This window comes from Rhodococcus sp. IEGM 1307, assembly GCF_030056915.1.
GTDB classification, from domain to species: domain Bacteria; phylum Actinomycetota; class Actinomycetes; order Mycobacteriales; family Mycobacteriaceae; genus Rhodococcus_F; species Rhodococcus_F opacus_D.
The window spans coordinates 119,922-145,668 of record NZ_JASHKW010000021.1 but is presented as its reverse complement, the minus strand read 5'-3'; the positions used below and the strand labels follow the sequence as shown (position 1 = coordinate 145,668).

Below are 25,747 nucleotides of genomic sequence, written 5' to 3'. Positions count from 1 at the left end.
GGGACGTTCCGCTACGCGGGGCGTGTCCTGATCCTCCGAACTGCTTGGGAGTTGTCGTGATCGACGCTGGAAGCCGTACATTCGCCGATCGTCATGTCGGCCCGAACGCTGCGGAACTCGCGCACATTCTCGAACTGGTCGGAGCCGATTCGCTCGACGACCTCGCGTCGAAGGCCGTCCCCGCCGTCATCCTGGACGGGGTGACGGGCGGCATCGCCGACGGCCTCGACGCGCTGCCTGCACCGGTGTCCGAGCACGAAGCGCTCGCCGAACTGTCCGCACTCGCCGCGCAGAACACCGTGGCGACGTCCATGATCGGTCTCGGCTACTACGACACCCTCACCCCGCCGGTACTGATCCGGAACATCATCGAGAACCCGGCCTGGTACACGGCCTACACGCCGTACCAGCCCGAGATCAGCCAGGGCCGCCTCGAAGCGCTCCTCAACTTCCAGACGATGGTCGCCGACCTGACCGGCATGGAGGTCGCCAACTCGTCGATGCTCGACGAAGCCACCGCCGCCGCCGAGGCGATGACGCTGCTGCGCCGGGCGAGCAAGAGCAAGTCCCCGCGGTTCGTCGTCGACGCCGACCTGTTCCCGCAGACGCTGGCCGTCGTCGAAACCCGGGCCGAGCCGCTCGGCATCGAGATCGTGGTGGCCGACCTGTCCGCCGGCCTTCCGGACGGTGACTTCTTCGGCGTCCTCGCGCAGATGCCTGGCGGGTCCGGCCGCATCGTCGACTACACCGACGTGATCGCCGCCGCCCACGAGCGCGGCGCACTGGTCGCGGTCGGGGCGGATCTGCTGGCACTCACGCTCCTCACCCCACCCGGCGAGATCGGGGCCGACGCCTGCTTCGGCACCACCCAGCGGTTCGGTGTCCCCATGGGCTTCGGTGGCCCGCACGCCGGTTACCTCGCCGTGCACACCAAGCATGCACGTCAGCTCCCCGGCCGTCTGGTGGGCGTCTCCGTCGACGCCGACGGTGACAAGGCGTACCGGCTGGCGCTGCAGACCCGCGAGCAGCACATTCGCCGCGAGAAGGCGACGTCGAACATCTGCACCGCCCAGGTGCTGCTGGCGATTCTGGCGGCCATGTACGCCAGCTACCACGGCGCCGAGGGACTGAAGGCGATCGCCCTGCGCGTGGCGAACACGGCGCACTCCCTGGCCGCCGCGCTCCGCAGGACCGGGGCCGTCGTCGTACACGAGCACTTCTTCGACACGATCCTCGTTCGAGTCGCCGGCCGAGCCGCGGACGTGGTGGCGAAGGCGAAGGACGCCGGCATCAACCTGCGGTTCGTCGACGCGGATCACGTCGCCATCGCCTGTGACGAGGCCACCACCGCCGACGACGTCGCCCAGGTGCTGGCGGCGTTCGGCGGCGAAGGCGCCGTGACCGAGGAAGCGGGCACGTCCGTCCCCGACGCGCAGCTCCGCGGATCCGACTACTTGCAGCACGAGGCCTTCACCCGGTATCGCACCGAGACGGCGATGCTGCGCTACCTGCGGGCGTTGTCCGACAAGGACATCGCACTCGACCGCAGCATGATCCCCCTCGGTTCGTGCACGATGAAGCTCAATGCCACCGCCGAGATGGAAGCGATCACCTGGCCCGCGTTCGCCGGACTGCACCCGTTCGCGCCGACCGGGGACACACCGGGAATCCTCCGCATCATCAAGGACCTCGAGAACTGGCTCGTGGCCGTCACCGGCTACGACGCGGTCAGCCTGCAGCCGAATGCCGGTAGCCAGGGCGAGTACGCGGGGCTGCTCGCGATCCGTAACTACCACCTCAGCCGCGGAGACGACCACCGCGACACCTGCCTCATCCCGTCGAGCGCCCACGGCACCAACGCCGCATCCGCGGTCATGGCCGGGATGCGCGTCGAGGTCGTCGCCTGCCGCCCGAACGGTGACGTGGATCTGGACGACCTGCGGGCGAAGATCGCCGACCATGCCGAGCGCCTCGCGGCGATCATGATCACCTACCCGTCCACACACGGTGTGTACGAGCACGAGATCGCCGACATCTGCGCCGCCGTCCACGACGCCGGCGGCCAGGTGTACGTCGACGGCGCCAACCTCAACGCCCTGGTCGGCCTGGCCCGTCCCGGCCGGTTCGGCGGCGACGTGAGCCACCTCAACCTGCACAAGACGTTCTGCATCCCGCACGGTGGCGGTGGCCCCGGCGTCGGTCCGATCGGTGTGCGGTCCCACCTCACGCCGTTCCTGCCCGGACATCCGCTCGCACCGGAACTCGGCACAGCCGGACCGATCTCCGCGGCCCCCTACGGCAGTGCGTCGATCCTCCCGATCACGTGGGCGTACATCCGGATGATGGGCGCCGTCGGGCTGCGCCGCGCAAGCCTGACCGCCATCGCCTCGGCCAACTACATCGCGCGCCGCCTGGACGAGTACTTCCCGGTCCTCTACACCGGCGAGGGCGGAATGGTGGCACACGAGTGCATCCTCGACCTCCGGCCGATCACCAAGGACACCGGTGTGACCGTGGACGACGTCGCAAAGCGCCTCGCCGACTACGGTTTCCACGCACCGACGATGAGCTTCCCGGTGGCGGGCACCCTGATGGTGGAGCCCACCGAGAGCGAGAACCTCGAAGAGATCGACGCCTTCTGCGAGGCGATGATCGCGATCCGCGCCGAGATCGACCGCGTGGGCGCGGGGGAGTGGCCGGTGGACGACAACCCGCTGCGCGGTGCCCCGCACACGTCCGGTTGCCTGGTCGCGGAGTGGAACCACCCCTACACCCGTGAGACGGCGGTCTTCCCCCGAGGCAAGGCACGGCCGAAGGTGTGGCCGGCGGTGCGGCGCATCGACGGTGCACACGGCGACCGCAATCTCGTGTGCTCCTGCCCGCCGATCTCCGCATTCGAAGACGCCTGACACAGCCGATGCCCGTCCCGCTCACGCGGGGCGGGCATCGCTCGCTCAGTCCTCGCGCACCAGCTCGAGGATCGTGATCTCCGGTGGGGCGCCCACCCGCACGGGCGGACCCCACGTGCCCACACCACGGGTCGTGTAGAGGACGGTGTTCCCGATGCGGTCCAGTCCCGTCACCGACGGCTGCTGCAGCGGCACCAGATAACGCAGCGGCCACATCTGCCCGCCGTGCGTGTGCCCCGACAGTTGCAGGTCGACACCGAGGTCGGACGCTTCCAGTGCCTGCCGCGGTTCGTGCGCGAGCAGCACGACGAACGTCGACGGGTCGCGTCCGGCGAGCGCGGCCGGAAGGTCGGGTTCGTACGGGGCCGGCGAGGAATAGTCGTGGATGCCCGCGACGTCGAGGGTGGCGCCGCCCCGGGTGATCGTCGCGCGCTCGTTGCGCAGCGTCCGGATGCCCAGCCGGTCCCACACATCCAGCCAGCGACCACCGTCGTCGGCGTAGAACTCGTGATTGCCACTGACACCGAACACCCCGAGCGGGGCCTCGAGGTCGCCGAGCGGTTGCAGATCGGGCGACACCTTGGCGACGGTCCCGTCGACCAGATCGCCCGCGATCGCGACGAGATCCGGCTGCTGCGCGTTCACCAGGTCGACGACCCGCCGGGTGAAATCCACTCCCCGCGCCGGGCCGACGTGAAGGTCGGACACGAGCGCCACACGCACACCGTCGAACTCGGCGGGCAGACGCTTCAGCGGCACCCGAACCCGCACGATCCGCGGCCGCGCGGCCTCCGACACCCCGTAGCCGGCGGCGCCGACGGCACCCACCACCACGACGGCGGTGGCGATGCGCAGGCTTCGCCGCCGCGACAGATCGACCTGTTCGTCGTTCCCGGTGCCGCGCAGGCGGCCGAACAGCCGCGTCAGCAGCGACACCAACGCGACCAGGAGAAGCCCGAGCACCAGATAGAACATCGCGCCGAGCCACACCCAGCCCACCCATCCCGGGGGACGCGCCCATCCCGGATCGAAGGCTTCGCCGCTGCCGACGCCGATGACCGCGAGAACCCACAGGACCACGAGGGTCACGTCGACGACCACCGACCAGGGCCGGCCCAGCCCGGTGGCCCGCACGAGTCGCCGATGGAGCCACCATGTGACGAGTGCGAGGAAGACCGCGAAGACCAGGAGCCTCGTCACGACAGCAGCTTGCTGATCGCGGTCGGCAGTGCCGCTCCGTCCGAGGACGCGACCTTCTCCAGCGACCCGCCGGTGCGATCGGCCAACGCCTGCAACGTGTTGAGGTCGGAGTTCTCGCCGATCGTCACCACGTCGATGCGCACCGGCTTCGACGTGCTCGAGGCCGCAGCGATGGCGGACAGCAGATCCGCGCGGGCAACGGAGTCGTCGTTGGCCCCGTCGGTGACGAGCAGCACCGAGTTGGTGCGGCCCGGCGTGTATCCGTCCACCGCGCTCTTGTAGGCCGCTTCGAGCGACGTGTACGTCGAAGACCCGGTGGCGGGTGTCGCCTTGGCGAGCCGGGCGTCGAGTGCCTGCCTGCGGGTGCCCTCCGTGAAACCGCCCGCCGAGAGGGGACCGGTCGCGACCACGGTCGTGTACGGCCGCGACCCGTCGAGCGTCGTGCTGTACTCCCACAGCCCGAGGTTCGACGAGTCCGGAGAACGGTCGACGTGGGCTGTGAGCGCTGCCGTCGTGTTCGCCAGGCGCGTCGCCGTCCCCTCGCGCTCTCCCATCGAGCTGGAAACGTCGAGCAGGACGGTGGAGGTGCGGGGGGTGATCGGATTCCGGATCACCTGCATCAGCTCGGCCGCAGCGGCCGCATCGGCGGGAACGAGGGTGGATTCGAAACCGGGAAAGGCCAGCGCGGTGTCGTCGGGCCGGGCGAGTCCCTCGACGCGGAACCCGGCGTCGGCCAGGACCTGTGCCTGTTCGGGTCGACGGACGAACTCCGCGAACTGCGCGGCGGCGCGGCTCTGTGTCTCGTCGACGGACGGGCCGGCCAGAACGGCCGCGGGGTGATCTGCCACGGGTGTCGGGCCTTTCGGCATCGATGTGGTGATGTCGGCTCCGGGTGCGTCGCGCAGGGCCTGGTAGACCTGCTGTTCGGTGGCCGCGACCGCGTGGATGCCGGAGGTGGCGGGATCGCCCTGCTCGGCCAGCGCGGTGAGCGCCTCCCGCGTCGTCGCGGGCTTCGTCCCCGACGACGCCTCGTAGCCGAGCGCCAGACCGGTGAGTGCCGACGTGACGGGAGCAGAACGAGCCTGCTCCTCCGTCACCGGACCCGTGGGGCTTCCCGCGACCGCGGCTGCAACCGCTTCGACTGCCATCTCCGTGCTCTCGGCGCCGGGGCCGACGGGGAGCGCCATCCCCAGGCTGCCCCAGCCCGGCAGGCCGAGAGTCGCGAGGGAGTCGCGGCCGGTCTGCAGCGACGGCAAGTCCTTCCAGTCGATCGCCGGCGTGCCCGGCGCGTTCGCGAACGCCGTCCGGACCGCGAGCACGACGGGGCTGGTCGCCACGGGACGCGCTTCGCCGCTGATGACGCCGGTCGCCGACACCTGCTTGACGGAATGCGAGCTCGACGGAATCCACAGAGCGGGGCGAGGCCCGAGCGCCGCTGCGTCCCACGGGCCGTCCGGCCCCGCGGACAAGGCGTCGCGCACGGTGTCGGACGCGACGGCGGTGACCGTCACCGACACGCACTGATCGCGGATCACCGGAGCGGTCTCCGTGAAATGGTCGGCGAGAGTCTGGAGCTGGGGTGCGATGTCGGGATCCGCCGCGACCGCGAGCACGGATTCGCCTTCCACGCAGGCGCCCGCGGCAGCCACGCCCTGATCGGTGATCCGGTCACGCAACTGGAACCAGCCCACGACACCTGCCGCGATCACGACGACGAGACCGAGCACGATCAAAGGCCCCCTGCTGATACCCCTGGCGCGCGATTCGCCGCGATGCTGCCCCACGTGCTTTCCAGCCCCTGTCCGACGAGTTCGACGTTGACCCTCGCAGTGTAGTGATGCGCAGGATCAACCCGACCTGACACGTGAGTGGCAAAGCGTGCGCGAGCACGCTTTGCCACTCACGTGGGGGGCGACCGGTCAGGCGTTGGCTGCTTTGTATTCGCGGCGGCGGCGGTGCAGGATCGGTTCGGTGTAGCCCGACGGCTGCTTGGTGCCGTCGAGGATCAGTTCCTTCGCGGCCTGGAAGGCGATGTTGGTGTCGAAGTCGGGGGCCAGCGGCCGGTAGGTGGGGTCGTTCTGGTTCTGCCGGTCCACGACCGGGGCCATCCGTTGCAGCGACTGCACGACCTGGTCGGCGGTGACCACTGCGTGCCGGATCCAGTTCGCCAGCAGCTGGGAGGAGATGCGGAGGGTGGCGCGGTCTTCCATCAGGGCGACGTCGTGGATGTCGGGGACCTTGGAGCAGCCGACGCCGGCGTCGATCCAGCGGACCACGTACCCGAGGATGGACTGGCAGTTGTTGTCGAGTTCTTCCTGCTTCTCGGCCTCGGACCAGTCGGTGTTCGGGGCGAGGGGGATGGTGAGGATCTCGTCGAGGGTGGCCCGCCGGGTCCCCGTCAGCTGGTTTTGGACGGCGACGACGTCGACCTGGTGGTAGTGGGTGGCGTGCAGGGTGGCCCCGGTCGGGGACGGCACCCATGCGGTGTTCGCGCCGGCCTTGGGGTGGCCGATCTTCTGCTCGAGCATCTCGGCCATCAGCTCGGTCATCGCCCACATGCCCTTGCCGATCTGCGCTTTGCCCTGCAACCCGCAGGCCAGACCGGTGTCGACGTTCCAGTCCTCGTAGGCGGTGATCCAGGTCTGCTTCTTCATCTCGGCCTTGCGGATCATCGGCCCGGCCTCCATCGAGGTGTGGATCTCGTCGCCGGTGCGGTCGAGGAACCCGGTGTTGATGAACACCACCCGCTCACGGGCTTCGTTGATGCAGGCGGCGAGGTTGACGGTGGTGCGGCGTTCCTCGTCCATGATGCCGACCTTGAGGGTGTTGGCGGGCAGCCCCAACACCTGCTCGACGCGGCCGAACAGTTCGGTGGTGAACGCGACCTCGTCGGGGCCGTGCTGTTTGGGTTTGACGATGTAGATCGACCCGGTGCGGGAGTTGACCAACGGCCCCGTCTGATCGCCCGTGCTGAGTCCGTGGACGGCGCACAGGGAGGTGATCAGGGCGTCGAGGATGCCCTCGGGGATTTCGGTGCCGTCGCCGTGCAGGATCGCCGGGGTGGTCATCAGATGCCCGACGTTGCGGACGAACAGCAGCGACCGCCCGTGCAGGGTGAGCTCGGACCCGTCCGCGGCGGTGTAGGTGCGGTCGCCGTTGAGGCGGCGGGTGAAACTTTTGCCGCCCTTGGTCATCTCCTCGGTCAGGTCGCCGCGGTTGAGGCCCAGCCAGTTGCGGTAGCCGATCACCTTGTCGTCGGCGTCGACGGCGGCGACGGAGTCCTCGAAGTCCATGATGGTGGTGACCGCGGACTCGAGCACCACATCCTTGACCCCGGCCGCGTCGGTGGACCCGATCGGGGAGGTGGGGTCGATCTGGATTTCCGCGTGCAACCCGTGATTGCGCAGCAGCACACTGGTCGGGGCGGCCGGGTCGCCGAGGTAGCCGACGAACTTGCCCGGCTCCGCGAGCCCGCTGATGGTGCCGTCGGCGAGCTGCACGGTCAGGGTGGTGCCGTCGACGGTGTAGCGGGCGGCGTCGGCGTGCGACCCGGTCGTCAGGGGGGCGGCGGTGTCGAGGAAGGTGCGGGCCCAGGCGATGACCTTGTCGCCGCGGACCTTGTTGTAGGAGGCACCGGCCTCCGCGCCGCCGTCGTCGGGGATGGCGTTGGTGCCGTACAGGGCGTCGTACAACGACCCCCACCTCGCGTTGGAGGCGTTCAGCGCGAAGCGGGCGTTGAGGACCGGGACCACCAGCTGCGGGCCGGCGGTCGAGGTGATCTCGGTGTCCACGTTCGCCGTGGACACCTCGAACGGGGCCGGTTCGGGCACCAGGTACCCGATCTCGGTCAGGAACGCCTTGTACTCGGCCGGGTCGATCACGGTACCGGCCCGGTCGCGGTGCCAGCCGTCGATCCGGGCCTGCAGGTCGTCGCGGGTGGACAGCAGGGCCTTGTTCTTCGGCGCCAGCTCGTCGATCACCTTGGCCGCACCCGACCAGAACCCGTCGGCGTCCACCCCGGTCCCCGGCAGCGCCTCCTCGTTCACGAAGTCGTAGAGCACCTTCGCGACCTGCAGACCGCCGACCTCAACACGCTCAGTCATGAAATGCCTCACTGTTCCGCACTTGGAGCACCGGACGGGTGCCATGAACCGCAGCCAATGTTACCCGCTGGTAAGGATGCGGTGGGCCGGATGCCCTGCGGAGGTGTGCCCCGAGGTGAGGGCGGGAAGTGAGGTCAGGCCTTCTCGCCGGTGGACGGCTCCAGAGACGGGGCCTCCGACTCGACGGGCGTGTCGTTCTCGGCGTCGATCCGGTGCAGATCGCCTGCGGCCTCTGCCGCGCTGAGACGCGAACGACGCCAGGCGACGACCAGCAGTCCGGCCCACACCGCAACGAGAGCGAGGTACCCGAGGGTGGCGGCGACGCCGGCGACGTCGAACGTCTTGAACAGCTTCTGCGCGTTGGTGATGATGATGATGCCGCCGACACCGGTTCCCAGAAGGGTCGCGGGCACCCGGCTGACGAGCCAGGCGGCGAGCGGTGCGGCGATGATGCCGCCGAGAGCCAGCCCCGCGATGATGGGGATGTTGTCGAAGAAGTCGCTGCCGAGACCGAAGATGAACCCGATGCTGGCCGCGGCGGACACCAGGAACTCCGACGCGCTGACCGAACCGATGACGGTGCGCGGTGCGGTCTTGCCGCGCGAGAGCAGCGTGCTGGTGGTGATCGGCCCCCAGCCGCCGCCGCCGCTCGCGTCGATGAATCCACCGAACAGGCCGAGCGGTGACAGGAACTTCGCCGTGTGCGGCGACGTCCGGGCGTCGTTGACGGCGGGAGGGCGGATCGAGAAGCGGAGCAGGACGTACACACCGATCGCCAGCAGGATCGTCGACGTCACGGGGACGGCGGCGGCCGTCGACAACTGGGACAGCACCGTCGCACCGAGGAACGCGCCGATGGCGCCGGGGACACCCAGGCGCAGTACGAGGGCCCAGTCGATGTTGCGGAACCGCCAGTGCGACGCGCCGGAGGCGAGCGTGGTGCCGACCTCGGCGAAATGCACTGCTGCGCTGGCGTGTGCCGGTCCGACGCCGCTGAACACGAGCAGGGTGGTCGCAGTCACGCCGAAGGCCATGCCGAGAGCGCCGTCGACCAGCTGGGCACCCACGCCGACCAGCGTGAAAATCAAGAGCTTGAACATCGAGACTCCGACCGAGAGAGCGAACCGTCAGGGCAGCAAAGACCAGCGAGCAGGCTGGTCAGCAACATCCCTGGTCGAAGGCATGGCCTCGGCGGGAGGGCCAGAAGGGCATGAGGGCGAGCGAGGCCGCGGGGCCTGCCTGCGCGCTCGTGCCGTTCACTCGGACTCCCACATCTCTCGTCGCGTGCGCAGCCGTCCGCGCACAAGGCTCGACACTAGCTGGAGGGGTGGGCGCGTGTCATCTTCACACGCGCCCAACCGCTCACAGTTTTCGCGCAGAGATCTCGAAGCCCGCGTCGCGCAGCCGTGTCACCAGGACGTCGCCGAGTGCCGTCGCGGGGGTGAGGACGCCGGCCGAATCCGGCAGTGCATCGCCGCCGAGGACGAGGCTCAGCGCGGATTCGCCGAGCATCACCGCGGTGGCGCTGTATCCGGGGTCGCCCTTCGCCTTCACCCGCGACGTGTAGCGCGCGCCCGTGGTGGTGGTCGTGTACACGTCGATGGTGAAGTGGCCCTTGCTCTGCGCCTCTTCGCTGGGGCCGTCGCCCGGTGAGGGCAGAACGCGGTCGAGGACGTACCGGGTGGGCGGGAGGGCCATTCCGACGATCAACCCGCCGAGGCCGGCCGCCACCGCACCCGCGATCACCGGTGTGATCGGGGAGCTTCCGACGTTCATGACCTCGCGGTACTTGAATTCGCGACCGTAGGCCCAGTCGCGGAGCGCGTTACTGCGCCGCACGACCCGGGTGTTGTAGGGGCCCATGAAGAAGGGGGCCTTCCACCCATTCAGGCCGGGTGCGATGTCCTCGCCGTTGACCACGCTCATGTCGGACTGCTTGCCGAGGTCCGGTTCCTTCGAGCGGTCGGGGCTCAGCGAATACGGCGAAGCCGCGAGACGCCGCGACGCCGGATTCTTCTTCGACACGTCCACCTGCGTGCGCAGCGAATCGATCGTGCCGCCGCTGACGCCGCCGCGCACGGACGTGACCACCAGGGTGGTGTCGGTGAGTTCGCCGGCGCCGTCCTCCCGGACCTTCTCGTGCAGGACGTGCACCCCGAGGTCGGACGGAATGGAGTCGAACCCGCAGGAGTGGACGATCCGGGCGCCGGTCTCGCGGGCCCGATCGTGGTTGGCGTCGATGCTCTCGCGGGCGAACAGCACCTCTCCGGTGAGGTCGACGTAGTCGGTGCCCGCCTCGGCGCACGCCGACGCGAGGGCGTGTCCGTACTTGGCGTACGGCCCGACCGTCGTCGCGACCACCCGGGTGCGTCCCGCCAGGGCTGCGAGCGACGGGGCGTCGTCGGAGTTCGCGACGATGAGGGGCCACTGCGCCGCGCGCGGACCGAGCGAGGACCGCACCGCTTCGAGTTTGGCGGCTGTCCGCCCCGCGAGCGCGATCCGCACGCCGTCCGGGGCGTGCTGTGCGAGATAGTTGGCGAGAAGTGTGCCGACGAAGCCGGTGGCCCCGTAGACGACGAGATCCAATTCACGTGCGCTGTCTGTCATGGCACGACCCTACTCGGCGGTAGGGAAGCGGGAGCTCAGACTCCGGTACCGGGGTGGGTGGGTGCGAGGGGTATCCGGGTGCGGAGCCGCAGGACGACGTAGCCGACCCACGAGGTGACGACACCGAGCGCGACGAGAGTTTGGATCGCTCCCGCGGCGGATTCCGGGTAGACAACCCCGGTGAGGTAGTGGGAGATGAACCCGGACGAGGGGAGTGGGTCCTGCCCGGCGCGGACCCGGGCCCAGCTCTCCACATGTGTCAGCGGACAGTCGATGCCGACGAGGAGGCCGGTGAATCCCCAGGCCACCGCGGCGAGGTGGAGGGCGATGGTGCGCGGCCAGTGCCAGGCGAGAAACCCGCCGCACACGACGTAGAGGATGAAGATCAGGTGCGCGACGGCAGTGGCGTCGGCGACGACCTCGAAGAAGACGTTCCCCATCGATGCACCCCTGACATCCGAAGTTCCCCCTACGCCATCGTAGGCGTCGCCCGGCCGGGTCCGCCGGGTAACGGGCTCAGGCGGTGCCGCGCACGTCTTCCTTGACCACCAGGATCGGAATGTCGACCTCGAGCAGGAGGCGCTGCAGCCACCGTTCCAGGAGGAACTTGCCGATCGGGGACATGCGCCGGGTACCCACGACGAGCAGATCCGCACCGCTGCTGTCGACCAGCGCGCACAGTGCACTCACCTGATCTCCGTCGTGTTCGTTGGTGCGCAGTTCCCACGACGACTCGCCGACCCCGCCGCCCTCGAGCGTCGCCTGGATCTCGGCGCGCAAGGCGGACCGGTCGGACTCGGCGTCCTGCCCGGGGTCGTCGTCGAGGACGTGGAGGACGAGCAGCTGTTCCCGTCGTTGCACAGCCTCGCGGGCGGCGTGGACGATGGCCGCCCGGCCTTCCGGGCTGTCTCGGTGGACAACGGCTATCGCCATGAAGCGCCTCCATTTGCAGGTATCGGTACGACCCCTATTATCCCCGTGCCGGAGAGTGCTCCGGCTGTGTCGATGCTCTCGTAGGCGGATCCGAGCGGTGTTCGATCACCAGGGTGAGGGCTCGTAGTCCTTCAGGAAGCAGCCGTGCAGATCGACGCCCTGCTCGCCCTGGACGATCGGGTCGTAGACGCGGGCGGCGCCGTCGACGAGGTCGAGGGGGGCGTGGAAACCCTCGTCGGCCAGGCGCATCTTGGTGTAATGCGGCCGCTCGTCGGTGATCCACCCGGTGTCCACCGCGGTCATGAGGATGCCGTCCTCGAGCATCTCCTTGGCGCTGGTGCGGGTGAGCATGTTCAGCGCGGCCTTCGCCATGTTGGTGTGCGGATGCCCCGGACCCTTGTAGGCGCGGCTGAACTGGCCCTCCATCGCGGAGACGTTCACCACGTACTTGCGGCGGGCGCCTGCCGCCGCCATCGCGGGGCGCAGCCGGGACACGAGGATGAACGGGGCGACCGAGTTGCACAACTGCACCTCGAGCAGCTCGATCGGGTCGACTTCCTCGACCGTCTGGACCCAGCTGTTCGTGTGCGCGAGGTCGGGCAGGAGTCCGCCGGCGTCGATCGCCAGACCCTTGTCGATGCGATCGGGGGATGCCGACTTCGCGACCAGGGCGAGCGAACTCACCGCGTCGGGGGACAGTGCGGCGCCCGCCATCGCGGACACGTCGGACAGTGAACCGGCGAGTGCCGCCGGGTGGGCGTCGCTCGTCTTGCCGAACGTCAGGACGTCGGGCAGGTCGCCGGAGGGAAGGGCACCGGACTCGGCATCCGCGAGCGCGCTGTAGGCGCCGGGCGAGCGTCGCACCGTCTGCGCGGCGTTGTTGATCAGGATGTCCAGCGGGCCCTGCGCGGCAACGGAGTCGGCCAGCGCGACGACCTGCGCCGGGTCGCGCAGATCGATACCGACGACGCGCAGCCGGTGGATCCACTCGCTGCTGTCCTCCATCGCCTTGAACCGGCGGATGGCGTCGTTGGGGAAGCGTGTCGTGATCGTCGTGTGGGCTCCGTCGCGGAGCAACCGCAGCGCGATGTACATGCCGATCTTGGCGCGGCCGCCGGTCAGCAGCGCCCGGCGTCCGGTGAGGTCGGCGCGCGCGTCCCGCTTGGCGCGGCTCTTCGCCGCGCAGTCGGGGCACAGCTGGTGGTAGAAGGCGTCGACCCGGGTGTACCGCTGCTTGCAGATGTAGCACGGGCGGGGCCGGATCAGGGTGCCCGCGGACGCCCCGTCGGCGTTCGACGTGAGGGGGATGCCTGCGGTCTCGTCGTCGATCCGATCGGGGGAACCCGTGGCGGTCGCGGCGACGACCTGACGGTCGGCCTCGGAGACGGCGTCGCGGGCCGCGATCCGCCTGCGCTTCTTCAACTTCTTGAAGAGGTGACCGACGGCGCGCTGGACCGTGACGGAATCGGGATCCGCGTCGTCGAGTTCCGCCGCCTGATCGAGAACCTTCAAGCAGATCTCGAGCTCCGACGGATCGATCGTCGTCGTTGTTTCACCCATCGAACTTCGCCCTCTCACGAAGAAGGCCCCGGTTCGATGAACCGGGGCCTTTTCGTCTGTCTCAACTCAGAGTGTCCGAGGGGGGACTTGAACCCCCACGTCCGTTAATAGGACACTAGCACCTCAAGCTAGCGCGTCTGCCATTCCGCCACTCGGACTTGCTTGCCCCCATTTCCTGGGTGCTGCAAAAGATTAACCGATGAACCGCCACGGCCCAAATCGCCCCTCTCACCTGAGCGTTTCCGCTGCTGCGGTGGTAGGAAAGTGGAGTGCCAACTACACAGGAAACCCCAGGCCAGGGTCGCGCCGATGCCGAAGTCGTGGATCTCGTCAGTTCACTGATCCGCTTCGACACGTCCAACACCGGAGAGCTCGCCACGACGAAGGGCGAACGCGAGTGTGCGGAGTGGGTGGCGGCCCAGCTGCAGGAAGTGGGTTACGAGACCGAGTACGTGGAGTCGGGTGCACCGGGCCGCGGCAACGTATTCGCGCGGCTGAAGGGGTCGAACCCCGACCGCGGCGCCCTCATGCTGCACGGCCACCTCGACGTCGTTCCCGCCGAGCCGGCGGACTGGCGCGTCCACCCGTTCTCCGGAGCCGTCGAGGACGGATACGTGTGGGGTCGCGGCGCCGTCGACATGAAGGACATGGTCGGGATGATCCTGGCGGTGGCCCGCCAGTTCAAGGCCGAGGGAATCGTTCCTCCCCGCGATCTCGTGTTCGCCTTCGTCGCCGACGAAGAGGCCGGTGGCAAGTACGGCTGCCAGTGGCTGGTCGAGAATCGCCCTGACCTGTTCGAGGGTGTGACGGAAGCGGTCGGTGAGGTCGGTGGTTTCTCCCTGACCGTTCCGCGACCGGACGGCACCGACCGCAGGCTCTATCTCGTCGAGACCGCCGAGAAGGGCCTCGGATGGATGCGGCTGACGGCCAAGGGCCGGGCCGGGCACGGTTCGTTCCTGCACACCGACAACGCCGTCACCATCCTGGCGCAGGCAGTCGCCCGGCTGGGTGCGCACACCTTCCCGTTGGTCATCTCCGATTCGGTGGCCGAATTCCTCGCAGCGGCGGGTGAGGAGACCGGACTCGACTTCGACCCGAAGTCGCCCGACCTCGACGGCACCCTCGCGAAACTCGGCACCATCGCCAACATCATCGGTGCCACCCTGCGCGACACCGCGAACCCGACCATGCTCTCTGCCGGCTACAAGGCCAACGTCATCCCGCAGACCGCGGAGGCCGTCGTCGACTGCCGGATCCTGCCCGGCAGGCAGGCCGAGTTCGAGGCGACGGTCGACGAGCTCATCGGGCCGGACGTCCAGCGTGAATGGATCACGAAACTCGATTCCTACGAGACGACGTTCGACGGGCATCTGGTCGACGCCATGAACGACGCGATCCTCGCGCACGATCCCGGTGCCCGGACCGTGCCCTACATGCTGTCGGGTGGAACCGACGCCAAGGCGTTCGCGAAGCTCGGCGTCCGGTGCTTCGGGTTCGCTCCGCTGCAGCTGCCCGCCGACCTGGATTTCAGCGCGCTGTTCCACGGTGTCGACGAACGGGTACCGGTCGACGCACTACTGTTCGGTACACGCGTGCTGGAACATTTTCTGCTCCACAGCTGATCCGAGAACCGATACGCGACACGAGAGGAAACGCATGTCACACGACCCGTACGAGGCACTTCCCGACCTGCCGAGTTTCGAGCTGACCTCCACCGACGTCACCGACGGGCAGCCGCTGAACAAGGAACAGGTCAGCGGAATCTTCGGCGCCGGCGGCTACGACAACTCACCGCAGCTGTCGTGGTCGGGATTCCCCGCCGAGACCAAGAGCTTCGCGGTGACGGTGTACGACCCCGACGCGCCGACGGCGTCCGGATTCTGGCACTGGGCTGTTGCCAACATTCCGGCCGTCACGACCACGCTGGTGAGCGGTGCAGGCGACGACGACGGAACCGGGCTGCCGAGCGGTGCGATCACGCTGAAGAACGACGCCGGATTGCGTCGCTTCCTCGGTGCGGCACCGCCGGAAGGACACGGTCCGCACCGCTACATCTTCGTGGTCCACGCGCTCGACGTGGAGACCCTCGACGGGGTCACGGCCGATTCGACGCCGGCGTTCCTGGGTTTCAACCTGTTCTCGCATGCGATCGCTCGCGCGAAGATCCAGGGGACGTACGAGCAGTAGCCCGGTAGCTCCGGAAAGACTTAGGTGGCCGGCGAATCCTCGGATTCGCCGGCCACCTGTCTGTGTGCGGTCGGTGTCAGCGCACGGCGCCTGCGCCGACCGCATCGGCGACGGAGGAGTAGCCGGCCTCGCGCACCTTCCGGGCCAGCCCCTTGTGGATGCGGCGTGCCCAGAACGGCCCACCGTAGATGAATCCGGTGTAACCCTGCACGAGGGACGCCCCGGCCAGGATCCTCTCCCACGCCTGGTCGACGGTCTCGATGCCGCCGACGGAGATCAGCACCAGGCGATCACCCACCCGCGCGTGCAGGCGGCGGAGGACCTCGAGGGATCGTTCGGCGACCGGAGGTCCCGACAACCCGCCCGCGCCGATCGCCGCCACCGCGTCGTCCGGGGTGTTCAGCCCGTCTCGGCGGATCGTCGTGTTGGTCGCGACGATGCCCGCCAGGCCGAGTTCGAGCGCGAGATCCGCGACCGCGTCGACGTCGTCGTCGGACAGGTCGGGTGCGATCTTCACCAGAACCGGGACGGTCACGCAGTCGAGAACGGCACGCAGGAGAGGTCGGAGAGATTCGACGGCCTGCAGGTCCCGCAGTCCCGGGGTGTTCGGGGAGCTGACGTTGACCACCATGAAATCGGCCAGCGGACCGAGCAGTTGCGCGCTCGCCGTGTAATCGGCCGGGGCGTCCGCGGCGTCGACGATCTTGGTCTTGCCGATGTTCGCGCCGATCGGCACACCGGCCCGGCGCTGACGGAGATGATTGGCGGCATTGCCTGCACCGTGATTGTTGAAACCCATCCGGTTGATCAGGGCGCGGTCCGCGGGCAGCCGGAACAGGCGGGGAGACGGGTTGCCGGGCTGGGCCTGGGCGGTGACGGTGCCCACCTCGGCGAAACCGAAGCCGAGGGGGCCCCACGCGTCGACGCCGGTCGCATCCTTGTCGAACCCGGCGGCGAGTCCGAGCGGCGCCGGGAAGTCGAGTCCGAACACGGTGTTCCGCAGTACCGGATCGTCCACGACGAGAACCTTGCCGACGAGCTGGCGCAGCGGCGAGAACCGCGTGACCAGGCGCATCGCGGCGAAGGCCAGGTGATGGATCCGCTCCGGCGGAACGCGGAACATCACCCGTAACAGCAGGTGGTACAAGGAGGTCTCCCTAGATTGCGGGGTCGGGGACATGGTGAGCGGTCTTCCTTCGTTTGAGCAGCACACGGCGGCTTCCGTCGGAGTACAGGCGGACTCGGGACAGCTCCCAGCCACCGAATTCCGCCTGGATGGCCAACCTCATCGAAGCGCTGATGCGGGTGACGTCGGGTGGCAGCCGAAGCGGCACGTACTCGAAGTCCTCGGATTCGATCTCCCACCCGGAGGGGAGTCGACGTGAATGCGATGCCATCTACGAACTCCTCGTCGGGATCTGCTGTAGGCCGTCTCCCGTCGCGGAACCGATCAGGAGGTCACCGTTCACGGTATCCACAGTGACAGAGTTCGGCTGCCGGACGGTGGGATACCGCGCCGTTTCCACGCCGACACCACTCGACAGGTCGAATCCGACCACTTCGTTGGTCTCGGTCAGCGTGACCCACGCGCGGTCGGCGGTGTCGTCGTAGGCGACGGCGTACGGAGCGAGCCCGGCGGGGAACCGCTGACGGAGCATCAGTGTGTCGGTGGTGTAGGCGAGCAGTTCGTCGCCGGTGGTGTCGGTGACGAGGATTCGGCCGTAATGATCGGTCGTGAGTTGAGTCGCGCCTTCCCCGGCGCGCAGCGCGACACCGAGCGCGGCAGCGGGGACGTCGATGGCGGTGACGGACGTCTGACCACGATCGAGAGCGGTGAGCGAGTCGCCGACGACGGCAAGTCCGTCGACAGACGTGAGACCGCCGATCACCTGTGACTCGTTCGTCTCGGTGTTCACGATGTGAATCTCGCCATTGCCCAGGCCCATCGCCAGCCGCCCGTCGGGCAGTTGGGCGACCGACCGGACGTCGCCGTCGGCGGGGACGAACGTCACCTCACCCGTCCGCAGGTCCAGGCGTCCTACCTGGGTGTTCATGGCGAGTAGCGCCACACCACCGGGGGCAAGGGAGACCTGGGCGACGGTGTCGTCCAGCGGAATCACCCGCGGAGGCGCCGTGAAATCCCCCGCCGGGAACAGCAGGACCTGGTTGCCTTCGCCTCCCAGCACGACGGTCGTGCGGGTCTCGGGGTCGAATGTGGTGGACTCGATCGGCACGCCGACAGGGTGGACGACACCGGCAGGCGTGGTGTTCTGGGCCGGGGACTGCGCGGCACTCGCGGGCGCGATCGTGATCGCCTGATCCTCGTCGGAGTTCGACGAACAGCCCGTGACCAGTAGAAATGCCACTCCGATACACGAGGCGACGACGCGCGCTCCCGGTCTACCCATGTGCTGCTCCTCGGGGTTCTCTCATCGACCTACACCTGTACAACTGCCCACAAGCATCCCTGATCCGCGAAACGCCCACGAAATGCGGTCGGTGCCGAGCGGGTGCCGAGGCGATACCGTGAGAAACATCGACCCCGCGCCCGGCGGTCTCCCGATCGCCGGCCCAGGTCATCGAGGAGAAGACCGTGGAAATACCCGAAACACCGACGTTCACCGTCGAAGACATCTCGGTAGGACCGCACGCACACGGCTTCGGCCGGACCGCAGAAGGTAACTCCTACGCATTCCGGGTGCGCAAGAGCACGATGCACGTCGAGGTCTACCGCGCCGACGTGGAAACCGAGGTCCCGGCTCCGGACGACATCGTCGCGTCGGCGCGGCGCTCGGTGCGGGAGATCGACCTGACCGATGAACGCAGCATCGTCGCCGTCGTGAGAGATGCCGTGTCCGATCCCGATTCCCACGTGGCAGGGCCGGAGGACGGGATCACCGTCCGTGCGGTCCTCAGCCGTCTCGGGGCGGTCATCGACGGGCTGTGAACCCCGCGGTCTAGCGCCGGTCGCGGCGGGGGAGGACGAGGGTCGCACCGGTCACCGGGTGCTCGATGACCTCGACGGGGTGCCCGTACACCCGGGTCAGCAATGCCTCGGACAGAACGTCGGCGGGCGGGCCGTCGGCGGCGACACGTCCCTGCTCGAGGACCACGATCCGGTCCGCATATGCGGCGGCGAGCGCGAGGTCGTGGAGGACGACCACCACCGCGGTACCCTGCTCCGCGCGGGAGCGGGCGAGACGCATCACGGTCTCCTGGTGCCCGAGGTCGAGGGCGGCGGTGGGCTCGTCGAGCAGGATCGTCTCGGTGCGCTGCGCCAGCACCCGCGCCAGGGCCACCCGGGCACGTTCGCCACCCGACAGCGCGGTGAACGGCCGGTCGGCGAATGCCACGACGTCGCAGATCCGCATGGCCTCGGCGATCGCGGCGGCGTCGTCGTCGGAGCGGGGGGTGCGCGCCCACGGTGAGCGGCCCATCGTGATCACCTGACGTGCGGTGAACGAGAATCCGACCGTGTTCTGCTGGGGAAGGACCGCCCGGCGCTGGGCCATCTCGAGCGCCGTCCACTCGCCGAGGTCCCGGTCGTCGAGGTGCACGGTTCCCGTGTGCACGTCCTGATCGCCCGACAGCGCCGCGAGGAGGGTCGACTTGCCTGCCCCGTTGGGGCCGACGAGAACGAGGACCTCGCCGATCCGCACGTCCACGGACACGTCGTCGAGCACGGGCCTGCCCCCGCGGGTGACGGCGATGCCGTCCGCCCGCAGCGTCACGGCCCCCGAGGAGCGCGGCGGGGGCACCGGGTCGGTCCGTCGGAACAGGCTCTGCTCGATGGCCTCGCCGACCCGGGTGCGGAGCGGGTGGAATGCCGGACTCATGCCCACCCGCCCTGACTGGCCCGGGTGCGGCGCAACAACCAGAAGAAGAACGGCCCGCCGACCAGGGCCGTCAGCATGCCGAGCGGAAGGTCCGCGTTCGCCACGAGGGACCGGGCGCCCAGGTCGGCGAGGAGCAGCACGAGCGAGCCGCACAGCGCGCTCGCCGGAATCAGGGCCCGGTGGCCCGGCCCGACGGCGATGCGCATCAGGTGCGGGACCACCAGGCCGACGAACAGGATGATGCCGGTGAAGGCCACGCTGGACGAGACGAGCAGGGCGACGATCAGCACGGCGATCTGACGCAGTCGCTCGACGTCGAGGCCGAGGTGCCGGGCCGCGCTCTCGCCGAGAGACAGCAGGTCGAGTTTCCCGGCGATCATCATCGTGGCGGCGATCCCGGCGACGGTCATCGGCGCCACCACCGCGACGGCGTTCCAGGTGGCCCCGTTGAGGCTGCCCAGTTGCCAGAACACGATCTGATCGCGCGCCGCGGGGGACGCGACGAACGTGAAGAAGGCGATGAGGCCGCCGGCGAACGCGTTGACCGCCACCCCGGTGAGGACGAGGGTGACCACCTCGGTGCGGCCCTCGTGCCGGGCGAGGACGTACACGGCGACGGTGGTGATCAGGCCCGCGACGAATGCGGCCGCGGCCACCGTCCACCCGGCCGCGAACGCGCCGCCGACCACGATGGCGGCGCTGGCGCCGACCGCGGCGCCTGCCGACACCCCGATGACGCCGGGTTCGGCGAGCGGGTTGGCGAACACACCCTGCAGCAGCGCTCCCGCGCATCCGAGCGCCGCCCCGACCAGGATGGCGAGGACCACGCGCGGGAACCGAACCTCCCACAGCGTCACCTCACCACTGGGATGCGCGGGCATCGGTCCGAGATCCAGTCCGATTCGGTGCAGGATGCTGCCGAGAACCTCTCCGGGTCCGGTCGGCACCTGCCCAATGCAGGCCGAGAAGACGGCGGCGACAGCAAGGGCGATCAGCAGACCGCCGAGAACGGCACCGGTTCGAGTGCGTGAGGAAGGCTTACCCGGAGCGTGGAGGTCTTCGACGGTCATGGATTGGCGGTCGGGTAGACGGCGTCGGCCAGCGCGCCGAGAACACGGCCCGTGTTGGGGCCGAAGCTGAGCAGCACCCCGTCCTGCATGTCGACGACGCGCTGGTTCTTGCCCGCCGGAGTCTGCGCCACCCCGGGGATCTTCTCGAGTCCCTCGATGCCGCCGATCGATTCGAGCCCGCCCGTCATCATCAGGAGGACGTCGGGAGCGGCGGCGATCAGAGCCTCGCTGGTGATCGGCGCGAACTGCTGCGTGATGCCCGATGCGGTGCCGGCGTCGACTGCGCCGAGCGCGTCGATCAGCGAGTCGGCGCCCGACCCGGGGCCGCCGATCATGGTGATCGCGGTGCCGCGCAGATAGAGGAACGCGATCTTCAGGGGATCGTCGCCCTGGGGGGCGCGACTCCGGGCGGCGGCGATCTCACTCTCGGTGCGGGCCGCGAGTTCGCGGCCCTGCTCGGGCACGCCGAGCGCATTCGCCACCGCCGTGATCTGATCGGGCACGCCCTCGAGGGTCCGCGTCGGATCGAAGAAGACGACGGGAACACCGGCTGCCCGCAGCTGATCCTGCACGGCCTGCGGTCCGATGCTGGTGTCGGTGAGGATCACCGTCGGCGCCAGGTCGAGGATGGCCTCGGCGTTGAGGGACTGCCCGCCCGGTGTCACCACCGGCACGTCCTGTGCGGCCGGGAACTCGGAGGCGATGTCCCGGCCCACCACGTTGTCGCCGAGTCCGAGTGCGAAGACCGTCTCGGTGAGCGTTCCGTAGCGGTCCGCGGTCACGATCCTGCTCGCGTCCGTGATCGTCACGTCCACCCCGTCGAAACTGCGGACCGTGACGGGCAGCACCGGCGTGGCAGGGGAATCGAGGGGTTCGGGATTCAGGTCGTCGAGGACCGCCGTGCGCGCACCGCCGGTGCCGCCGGCGCTGTCACCGGCGCCGGAAGTGCACGCCGTCACCGCTATCGCCGACACGAGAAGCAGGACGAGAACGGCGAACAGCGACCTGTCCGTGCGGGTCCGGAACACCGATCTCATCGTGCGAGGTACCGGTCGATGTCCGCTTCGAGGGCGGCGAACAGGTCGCCGTTGAGCCGGTAGGCGAGGTTGACCTCGTCGATCACCCGCTGCTGGTCCGCCGGAGTCAGGGGCGCGGCGTCGAGTTTCGCGCGGTAGGTGTCCTTGAACACCTTCGGTTTCGGGATCTCGTCGAAGATGTAGAACTGCAGGCCGTCGGTGGTGTACCCGTAGGCGCGTTCGAGCATGCGCCGGATGATCTGCCCGCCGGACAGGTCTCCCAGGTACCGGATGTAGTGGTGCGCAACGAAACCGGCGGGCCACTCGTACGCCACCTCGCGGAGCCGCTCCACGTAACGGGTGGTGGCGGGCAGTGCGGCCACCGTCTCGCGCCACGACGGCCCGCGCAGGAACTCGAGATCCGCTTCCAGCGACGGAACCCGCAGCAGTTCGTCGTGGAGAAACGGCGACGCGACGGGGTTGCCGGTGTGGGTGCGCCCGGCGTCCTCGAGTTCGCAGTAGACGAGGTACGTCTGCGCGAGCAGTTCGGCGTAGCCGTCCGAGGTGAGTTCACCGGCGAGGAGGGCCCCGACGAAGCGGGACTGCTCCGTCTCCCGGTGAGCGGCGTCCGTCCCCGCCTTGATGCGCTCGGCGAAGCCGACGGTTCGGCGATCGGCCGCGTCGGCCTCGTTCAGCGTGGTCATGGACTCTCCTGCAGATCTACGGGCGTCGGCCGGTGGGCACCAGGTTAGCCTGCCCTGCACGTGAACTGCAGGTGCATGTCTGCCTGCTCCTGCACACGCTAGGCGCTGACGTCGTCGAGCGCCGCCGCGATCGCGGCGGGCAACTCCAGTTCCTCGGCGACGAGCACCCCGGTCAGCTGTGCGATGTCCCTCGCCCCGACGACCGCGCTCGCAACACCCGGACGGTCGCGCGCCCACGCGAGCGCGACGGCCAGCGGGGACGTGCCGAGCCCGTCGGCCGCGGTCACGACCGCGTCGACCACCCGGACGGAGGAGTCGCCGAGGTAACTCTGGACGTCCTGCGCGTGCGCGTCGTCGGCACCGCGGGAATCGACGGGGATGCCGTTGCGGTATTTGCCGGTCAGGACTCCGCGGGCGAGCGGCACCGCAGCGAACACACCGATGCCGTGATGTACCGCGGCCGGAACCAGTTCTTCCTCGACTCCCCGGGCGAGCAGCGAGTACTCCACCTGGGTGGCGACGAGCGTGGTGCCGCGGGACGCGCCTGCCGCGGTGGCCAGCTGCCACCCGAGGTAACCCCGCGCCCCGACGTACCGGACCCGGCCGCTCGCCACCGCGAAATCGAGTGTGGCGGCGACCTCGTCGACCGGCGTGAACGGATCCCAGGTGGCGACCTGCCACATGTCCAGGTAGTCGGTGCCGAGTTCGCGCAGAGTGGCGTCGAGCTGGGCGACGAGACCGCGCCGCGAGCAGTCGATTCGTGACGGACCCGACGGGTTGATCCCGGAACTCGAGCTCAGGACGAGTTCCGTTCGCGGCACCACGTCGTCGAGCAGTTCCGCCAGGATCCGCTGCGCCACACCGTCGCCGTACGCGGGCGAGGTGTCGACGAGCGTTCCGCCCGCATCGACGAACGCCGCGATCTGCGCCGCGGCCTCGTCGCCGTCCGTGTCCCGACCCCAGGTGAGCGTGCCCAGGCCGAGTCGTGACACTCGCAACCCGCTTGCTCCGACCGATCTCTGTTCCATAACCGCCTGCGTCTCGTACCGTAGCTGCAACCCCGGCGTCACCCCCGAAGATGCTGGTGCCCCCCGGAACCGGCCACCACAGGTGCAGAGTAGTGGGGTATCGCGGGGCAGGGGGTCCTGCCACGCCGGATTCTGCCGGAGGTCGCCCTCCCCGGTACCGTGGCGCCGGTGAATTACGAACGCGACATGGGAAATTGGCGTCAGAGCGGCACATTCGACCTCGGGACCGGTGAGTGATGGGCGAGGCGATGTCCTGGCTCCAGGCGATTGTCCTCGGTGCGGTCCAGGGATTGACCGAGTTCCTGCCGATCTCCTCGTCCGGCCATCTCCGGATCGTGTCGGAGATCTTCTTCGGTGACGACGCCGGTGCGTCCTTCACCGCCGTCACCCAGCTCGGCACGGAAGCCGCGGTGCTCATCTACTTCGCCCGCGACATCGGACGGATCATCGCCGGATGGTTCCGGGGACTGTTCCATCCCGAGCATCGCAGTGATCTCGATTACCGGATGGGCTGGTATGTGATCATCGGCACGATCCCGGTGGGTGTGCTCGGGTTCCTGTTCAAGGACCAGATCCGCACCGGTGCCCGCAACCTGTGGCTGATCGCCACCATGCTGATCGTGTTCGCGTTGGTCATCGCGGCGGCCGAGTACTACGGGCGGAAGGTGCGTCCCGTCGAGGACCTGCGTGCCAAGGACGGCATCATCATGGGTTCCGCCCAGGCGCTCGCACTGATCCCGGGCGTCTCGCGGTCGGGCGGCACGATCAGCGCAGGCCTCTTCCTCGGACTCACCCGTGAAGCCGCGGCGCGCTACTCCTTCCTCCTCGCGATCCCCGCGGTCGTCGCGTCCGGGCTGTTCAGCCTGCCGGACGCGTTCGAACCGGCCGGTGAGGGTCTCAACGCGAGCGGCCCGCAGCTTCTCGTCGCCACCGCGATCGCGTTCGCCATCGGCTACGCGTCGATCGCGTGGCTGCTCCGTTTCGTCGTCGACCACTCGATGTACTGGTTCGTCGGCTACCGCATCATCCTCGGCGTGATCGTCCTGTCGCTTCTCGCGACCGGCGTCGTGTCGGCCACCTGAGATCGGGCAGCCGGGGAGTGCACGACACTAGGCTGGGCCAATGACAGTTGTGCTGCTGCGCCACGGGCGGTCGACCTCGAACACTGCACACACGCTTGCCGGCCGGTCACCGGGAGTCGAACTCGACGACCGCGGCCGCGAGCAGGCGCAAGCCATCGTGTCCCGGCTCGCCGACGTGGCCATCGAGGAGATCGTGCATTCGCCGCTCGTGCGGTGCGAGCAGACAGTGGAACCGCTCGCCCGGGCCCGGGGCCTGACCCCCGTGGTGGAACATCGGCTGGTCGAGGTCGACTACGGCGAGTGGACCGGTCGCGAGCTGAAGGTCCTGCTCGAGGAACCGCTGTGGAAGATCGTGCAACAGCACGCGTCCGCCGCGGTGTTCCCGGGGGGAGAAGGTCTGGCGCAGGTCCAGGCCCGGGCCGTCGCCGCGGTCCGCGAGCACGACGCACGGCTCGCGGAACTGCACGGCCGCGACGTCGTGTGGGTGGCGTGCTCACACGGCGACGTCATCAAGTCGGTCCTCGCGGACGCCCTCGGCGCGCACCTCGACGGATTCCAGCGGATCGTCGCCGAGCCGGCCTCGATCAGCGTCGTCCGGTACACCTCCACCCGTCCGTACGTGCTGAAGATGAACGACACCGGCGCCGATCTGTCCGGAGTCAACACGCCACCGGTGTCCGGAGACGGCGCCCGCGCCGAAGTATCCGGATCGGTGCCCGGCGGGGAGGTCCGCCTGTGAGGATTAGGCGGACCCCGCCGGTGACGATTAGGCGGACCCCGCCGGTGACGATTAGGCGGACCCCGCCGGTGACGATTGACGGATAATGAACGCAACATGCTGCGAGGAACAGTCCGAGACGGAACAACGAGTGGGCAGCGCCGCAGTAGGGCCCGGCTCCAGCCGAAGGAGGTGCAATGTCACGCGCAATTCACGTATTCCGCACTCCTGACCGATTCATTGCCGGGACGGTGGGTGAGCCCGGCGACAGGTCGTTCTATCTCCAGGCAGTACACGAGGCGCGAGTGATCAGCGTCCTGCTGGAGAAACAGCAGGTCCAGGTACTGGCCGACCGGATGGGGCTCCTCCTCGAGGAAGTGCACCGCCGGTTCGGGACGGAGGTTCCCCCGGAGGGGGCCGAACTCGACGACGCGAGCCCCCTCGTCACCCCGATCGACGCCGAGTTCCGGGTCGGCACGATGGGCCTGGGCTGGGACGCGGACGCCGGAGCCGTCGTGGTGGAACTGCTCGCCGTCAGCGAGACGGAGTTCGACGAGTCCGTCGTTCTCGACGACTCCGAGGACGGACCGGACGCCGTGCGCGTCTTCCTCACCCCGTTGCAGGCGCGGGACTTCTCGTTGCGGTCCGAACGGGTCATCGCCGCCGGACGCGCGCCGTGCCCGCTGTGCGGTGAGCCACTGGCGCCGGAGGGGCACATCTGCATCCGGACCAACGGGTACCGCCGTGGCCAGAGCTTCGGCCTCACCCCGGAGATGGACGAGGAGGACTGACGG

General features: G+C 69.0%; 23 protein-coding genes and 1 tRNA gene. 7 read left to right on the top strand and 17 right to left on the bottom strand.

Going from position 1 to position 25,747, the window contains the following annotated elements:
• The first annotated feature begins 56 nt into the window (after window positions 1–56).
• Window positions 57–2,909, top strand: coding sequence for an aminomethyl-transferring glycine dehydrogenase (gene gcvP, locus QM841_RS32820; RefSeq protein WP_283335167.1), 2,853 nt, complete (start codon window positions 57–59; stop codon window positions 2,907–2,909).
• A 45-nt stretch (window positions 2,910–2,954) separates the two neighbouring features.
• On the opposite strand, the gene QM841_RS32815 is transcribed toward gcvP, so the two are convergent.
• The 9 genes from QM841_RS32815 to QM841_RS32775 form a co-directional block, all read right to left on the bottom strand.
• Window positions 2,955–4,109 carry a metallophosphoesterase gene (locus QM841_RS32815; RefSeq protein WP_280784888.1) on the bottom strand — a complete coding sequence of 385 codons (1,155 nt, stop codon included), beginning with the start codon at window positions 4,107–4,109 and terminating at the stop codon, window positions 2,955–2,957.
• A complete protein-coding gene (locus QM841_RS32810; protein ID WP_283335166.1) occupies window positions 4,106–5,893 on the bottom strand; it encodes a substrate-binding domain-containing protein in 1,788 nt (595 codons plus the stop codon). Before QM841_RS32810 ends, QM841_RS32815 begins: the two co-directional genes overlap by 4 nt.
• A gap of 135 nt (window positions 5,894–6,028) precedes the next feature.
• Window positions 6,029–8,212, bottom strand: a complete 2,184-nt coding sequence (locus QM841_RS32805) for a malate synthase G (RefSeq protein ID WP_283335165.1) — start codon at window positions 8,210–8,212, stop codon at window positions 6,029–6,031.
• A gap of 134 nt (window positions 8,213–8,346) precedes the next feature.
• Window positions 8,347–9,312 carry a sulfite exporter TauE/SafE family protein gene (locus QM841_RS32800; protein ID WP_280780024.1) on the bottom strand — a complete coding sequence of 322 codons (966 nt, stop codon included), beginning with the start codon at window positions 9,310–9,312 and terminating at the stop codon, window positions 8,347–8,349.
• A gap of 262 nt (window positions 9,313–9,574) precedes the next feature.
• A complete protein-coding gene (locus tag QM841_RS32795) occupies window positions 9,575–10,819 on the bottom strand; it encodes a saccharopine dehydrogenase family protein (protein WP_283335164.1) in 1,245 nt (414 codons plus the stop codon).
• Window positions 10,820–10,854: 35 nt separating this feature from the next.
• Complete coding sequence (locus tag QM841_RS32790; protein ID WP_283335163.1) at window positions 10,855–11,259, bottom strand: DUF2784 domain-containing protein; 405 nt, start codon at window positions 11,257–11,259, stop codon at window positions 10,855–10,857.
• 76 nt (window positions 11,260–11,335) lie between these two features.
• Complete coding sequence (locus tag QM841_RS32785) at window positions 11,336–11,752, bottom strand: universal stress protein (RefSeq protein WP_009473568.1); 417 nt, start codon at window positions 11,750–11,752, stop codon at window positions 11,336–11,338.
• A gap of 105 nt (window positions 11,753–11,857) precedes the next feature.
• Complete coding sequence (locus tag QM841_RS32780) at window positions 11,858–13,312, bottom strand: SDR family NAD(P)-dependent oxidoreductase (protein WP_283335162.1); 1,455 nt, start codon at window positions 13,310–13,312, stop codon at window positions 11,858–11,860.
• Between the two features lie 72 nt (window positions 13,313–13,384).
• Window positions 13,385–13,470, bottom strand: a tRNA-Leu gene (locus tag QM841_RS32775).
• Between the two features lie 111 nt (window positions 13,471–13,581).
• Between QM841_RS32775 and QM841_RS32770 the strand changes: the two genes are divergently transcribed.
• Together QM841_RS32770 and QM841_RS32765 are read left to right on the top strand one after the other, a co-directional pair.
• Window positions 13,582–14,934 (top strand): M20/M25/M40 family metallo-hydrolase, encoded by a 1,353-nt coding sequence (locus tag QM841_RS32770; RefSeq protein ID WP_283335161.1) that lies wholly within the window; start codon window positions 13,582–13,584, stop codon window positions 14,932–14,934.
• A 34-nt stretch (window positions 14,935–14,968) separates the two neighbouring features.
• Entirely contained in the window at window positions 14,969–15,499 is a 531-nt protein-coding gene (locus QM841_RS32765) for a YbhB/YbcL family Raf kinase inhibitor-like protein (RefSeq protein WP_283335160.1), read from the top strand.
• A 76-nt stretch (window positions 15,500–15,575) separates the two neighbouring features.
• Here the strand turns inward: QM841_RS32765 and QM841_RS32760 are convergent, their stop codons facing one another.
• The 3 genes from QM841_RS32760 to QM841_RS32750 are packed head-to-tail and all read right to left on the bottom strand — an operon-like array spanning window position 15,576 to window position 17,907.
• Window positions 15,576–16,646 (bottom strand): quinone-dependent dihydroorotate dehydrogenase, encoded by a 1,071-nt coding sequence (locus tag QM841_RS32760; protein WP_283335159.1) that lies wholly within the window; start codon window positions 16,644–16,646, stop codon window positions 15,576–15,578.
• 10 nt (window positions 16,647–16,656) lie between these two features.
• Complete coding sequence (locus QM841_RS32755; RefSeq protein ID WP_005243088.1) at window positions 16,657–16,896, bottom strand: DUF5703 family protein; 240 nt, start codon at window positions 16,894–16,896, stop codon at window positions 16,657–16,659.
• Window positions 16,897–17,907, bottom strand: a complete 1,011-nt coding sequence (locus QM841_RS32750) for an NHL repeat-containing protein (protein WP_283335158.1) — start codon at window positions 17,905–17,907, stop codon at window positions 16,897–16,899.
• Between the two features lie 185 nt (window positions 17,908–18,092).
• Between QM841_RS32750 and QM841_RS32745 the strand changes: the two genes are divergently transcribed.
• Window positions 18,093–18,446 (top strand): hypothetical protein, encoded by a 354-nt coding sequence (locus tag QM841_RS32745; RefSeq protein ID WP_005243085.1) that lies wholly within the window; start codon window positions 18,093–18,095, stop codon window positions 18,444–18,446.
• A 10-nt stretch (window positions 18,447–18,456) separates the two neighbouring features.
• Here the strand turns inward: QM841_RS32745 and QM841_RS32740 are convergent, their stop codons facing one another.
• The 5 genes from QM841_RS32740 to QM841_RS32720 all read right to left on the bottom strand — a co-directional run bounded on the left by QM841_RS32740 (window position 18,457) and on the right by QM841_RS32720 (window position 23,153).
• Entirely contained in the window at window positions 18,457–19,335 is an 879-nt protein-coding gene (locus QM841_RS32740) for a heme ABC transporter ATP-binding protein (RefSeq protein ID WP_283335157.1), read from the bottom strand.
• Window positions 19,332–20,405: a FecCD family ABC transporter permease gene (locus QM841_RS32735; protein WP_037229443.1), complete on the bottom strand. Its 1,074-nt coding sequence runs from the start codon at window positions 20,403–20,405 to the stop codon at window positions 19,332–19,334. The genes QM841_RS32740 and QM841_RS32735 overlap by 4 nt, the downstream gene beginning before the upstream one ends.
• Window positions 20,402–21,442, bottom strand: a complete 1,041-nt coding sequence (locus tag QM841_RS32730) for a heme/hemin ABC transporter substrate-binding protein (protein WP_283335156.1) — start codon at window positions 21,440–21,442, stop codon at window positions 20,402–20,404. Before QM841_RS32730 ends, QM841_RS32735 begins: the two co-directional genes overlap by 4 nt.
• Window positions 21,439–22,125, bottom strand: coding sequence for a biliverdin-producing heme oxygenase (locus tag QM841_RS32725; protein WP_283335155.1), 687 nt, complete (start codon window positions 22,123–22,125; stop codon window positions 21,439–21,441). Before QM841_RS32725 ends, QM841_RS32730 begins: the two co-directional genes overlap by 4 nt.
• 98 nt (window positions 22,126–22,223) lie before the next feature.
• Window positions 22,224–23,153, bottom strand: coding sequence for an aldo/keto reductase (locus QM841_RS32720; RefSeq protein WP_280780035.1), 930 nt, complete (start codon window positions 23,151–23,153; stop codon window positions 22,224–22,226).
• Window positions 23,154–23,389: 236 nt separating this feature from the next.
• On the opposite strand from QM841_RS32720, the gene QM841_RS32715 reads away from it, so the two are divergent.
• The 3 genes from QM841_RS32715 to QM841_RS32705 all read left to right on the top strand — a co-directional run bounded on the left by QM841_RS32715 (window position 23,390) and on the right by QM841_RS32705 (window position 25,744).
• Window positions 23,390–24,235, top strand: coding sequence for an undecaprenyl-diphosphate phosphatase (locus QM841_RS32715; protein WP_043788485.1), 846 nt, complete (start codon window positions 23,390–23,392; stop codon window positions 24,233–24,235).
• Window positions 24,236–24,275: 40 nt separating this feature from the next.
• Window positions 24,276–24,974, top strand: coding sequence for a histidine phosphatase family protein (locus QM841_RS32710; protein ID WP_011594100.1), 699 nt, complete (start codon window positions 24,276–24,278; stop codon window positions 24,972–24,974).
• A 176-nt stretch (window positions 24,975–25,150) separates the two neighbouring features.
• Window positions 25,151–25,744, top strand: a complete 594-nt coding sequence (locus QM841_RS32705; RefSeq protein WP_005243068.1) for a DUF3090 domain-containing protein — start codon at window positions 25,151–25,153, stop codon at window positions 25,742–25,744.
• The last annotated feature ends 3 nt before the right edge of the window (window positions 25,745–25,747 follow it).

Excerpts from the sequence above, each read along its gene's own strand:
- QM841_RS32805 (WP_283335165.1), bottom strand. The coding sequence starts at position 8,212 with ATGACTGAGCGTGTTGAGGTCGGCGGTCTGCAGGTCGCGAAGGTGCTC.
- QM841_RS32800 (WP_280780024.1), bottom strand. The coding sequence starts at position 9,312 with ATGTTCAAGCTCTTGATTTTCACGCTGGTCGGCGTGGGTGCCCAGCTG.
- QM841_RS32795 (WP_283335164.1), bottom strand. The coding sequence starts at position 10,819 with ATGACAGACAGCGCACGTGAATTGGATCTCGTCGTCTACGGGGCCACC.
- QM841_RS32790 (WP_283335163.1), bottom strand. The coding sequence starts at position 11,259 with ATGGGGAACGTCTTCTTCGAGGTCGTCGCCGACGCCACTGCCGTCGCG.
- QM841_RS32785 (WP_009473568.1), bottom strand. The coding sequence starts at position 11,752 with ATGGCGATAGCCGTTGTCCACCGAGACAGCCCGGAAGGCCGGGCGGCC.
- QM841_RS32780 (WP_283335162.1), bottom strand. The coding sequence starts at position 13,312 with ATGGGTGAAACAACGACGACGATCGATCCGTCGGAGCTCGAGATCTGC.
- QM841_RS32765 (WP_283335160.1), top strand. The coding sequence starts at position 14,969 with ATGTCACACGACCCGTACGAGGCACTTCCCGACCTGCCGAGTTTCGAG.
- QM841_RS32755 (WP_005243088.1), bottom strand. The coding sequence starts at position 16,896 with ATGGCATCGCATTCACGTCGACTCCCCTCCGGGTGGGAGATCGAATCC.
- QM841_RS32750 (WP_283335158.1), bottom strand. The coding sequence starts at position 17,907 with ATGGGTAGACCGGGAGCGCGCGTCGTCGCCTCGTGTATCGGAGTGGCA.
- QM841_RS32740 (WP_283335157.1), bottom strand. The coding sequence starts at position 19,335 with ATGAGTCCGGCATTCCACCCGCTCCGCACCCGGGTCGGCGAGGCCATC.
- QM841_RS32735 (WP_037229443.1), bottom strand. The coding sequence starts at position 20,405 with ATGACCGTCGAAGACCTCCACGCTCCGGGTAAGCCTTCCTCACGCACT.
- QM841_RS32730 (WP_283335156.1), bottom strand. The coding sequence starts at position 21,442 with ATGAGATCGGTGTTCCGGACCCGCACGGACAGGTCGCTGTTCGCCGTT.
- QM841_RS32725 (WP_283335155.1), bottom strand. The coding sequence starts at position 22,125 with ATGACCACGCTGAACGAGGCCGACGCGGCCGATCGCCGAACCGTCGGC.
- QM841_RS32720 (WP_280780035.1), bottom strand. The coding sequence starts at position 23,153 with ATGGAACAGAGATCGGTCGGAGCAAGCGGGTTGCGAGTGTCACGACTC.
- QM841_RS32715 (WP_043788485.1), top strand. The coding sequence starts at position 23,390 with ATGGGCGAGGCGATGTCCTGGCTCCAGGCGATTGTCCTCGGTGCGGTC.
- QM841_RS32710 (WP_011594100.1), top strand. The coding sequence starts at position 24,276 with ATGACAGTTGTGCTGCTGCGCCACGGGCGGTCGACCTCGAACACTGCA.
- QM841_RS32705 (WP_005243068.1), top strand. The coding sequence starts at position 25,151 with ATGTCACGCGCAATTCACGTATTCCGCACTCCTGACCGATTCATTGCC.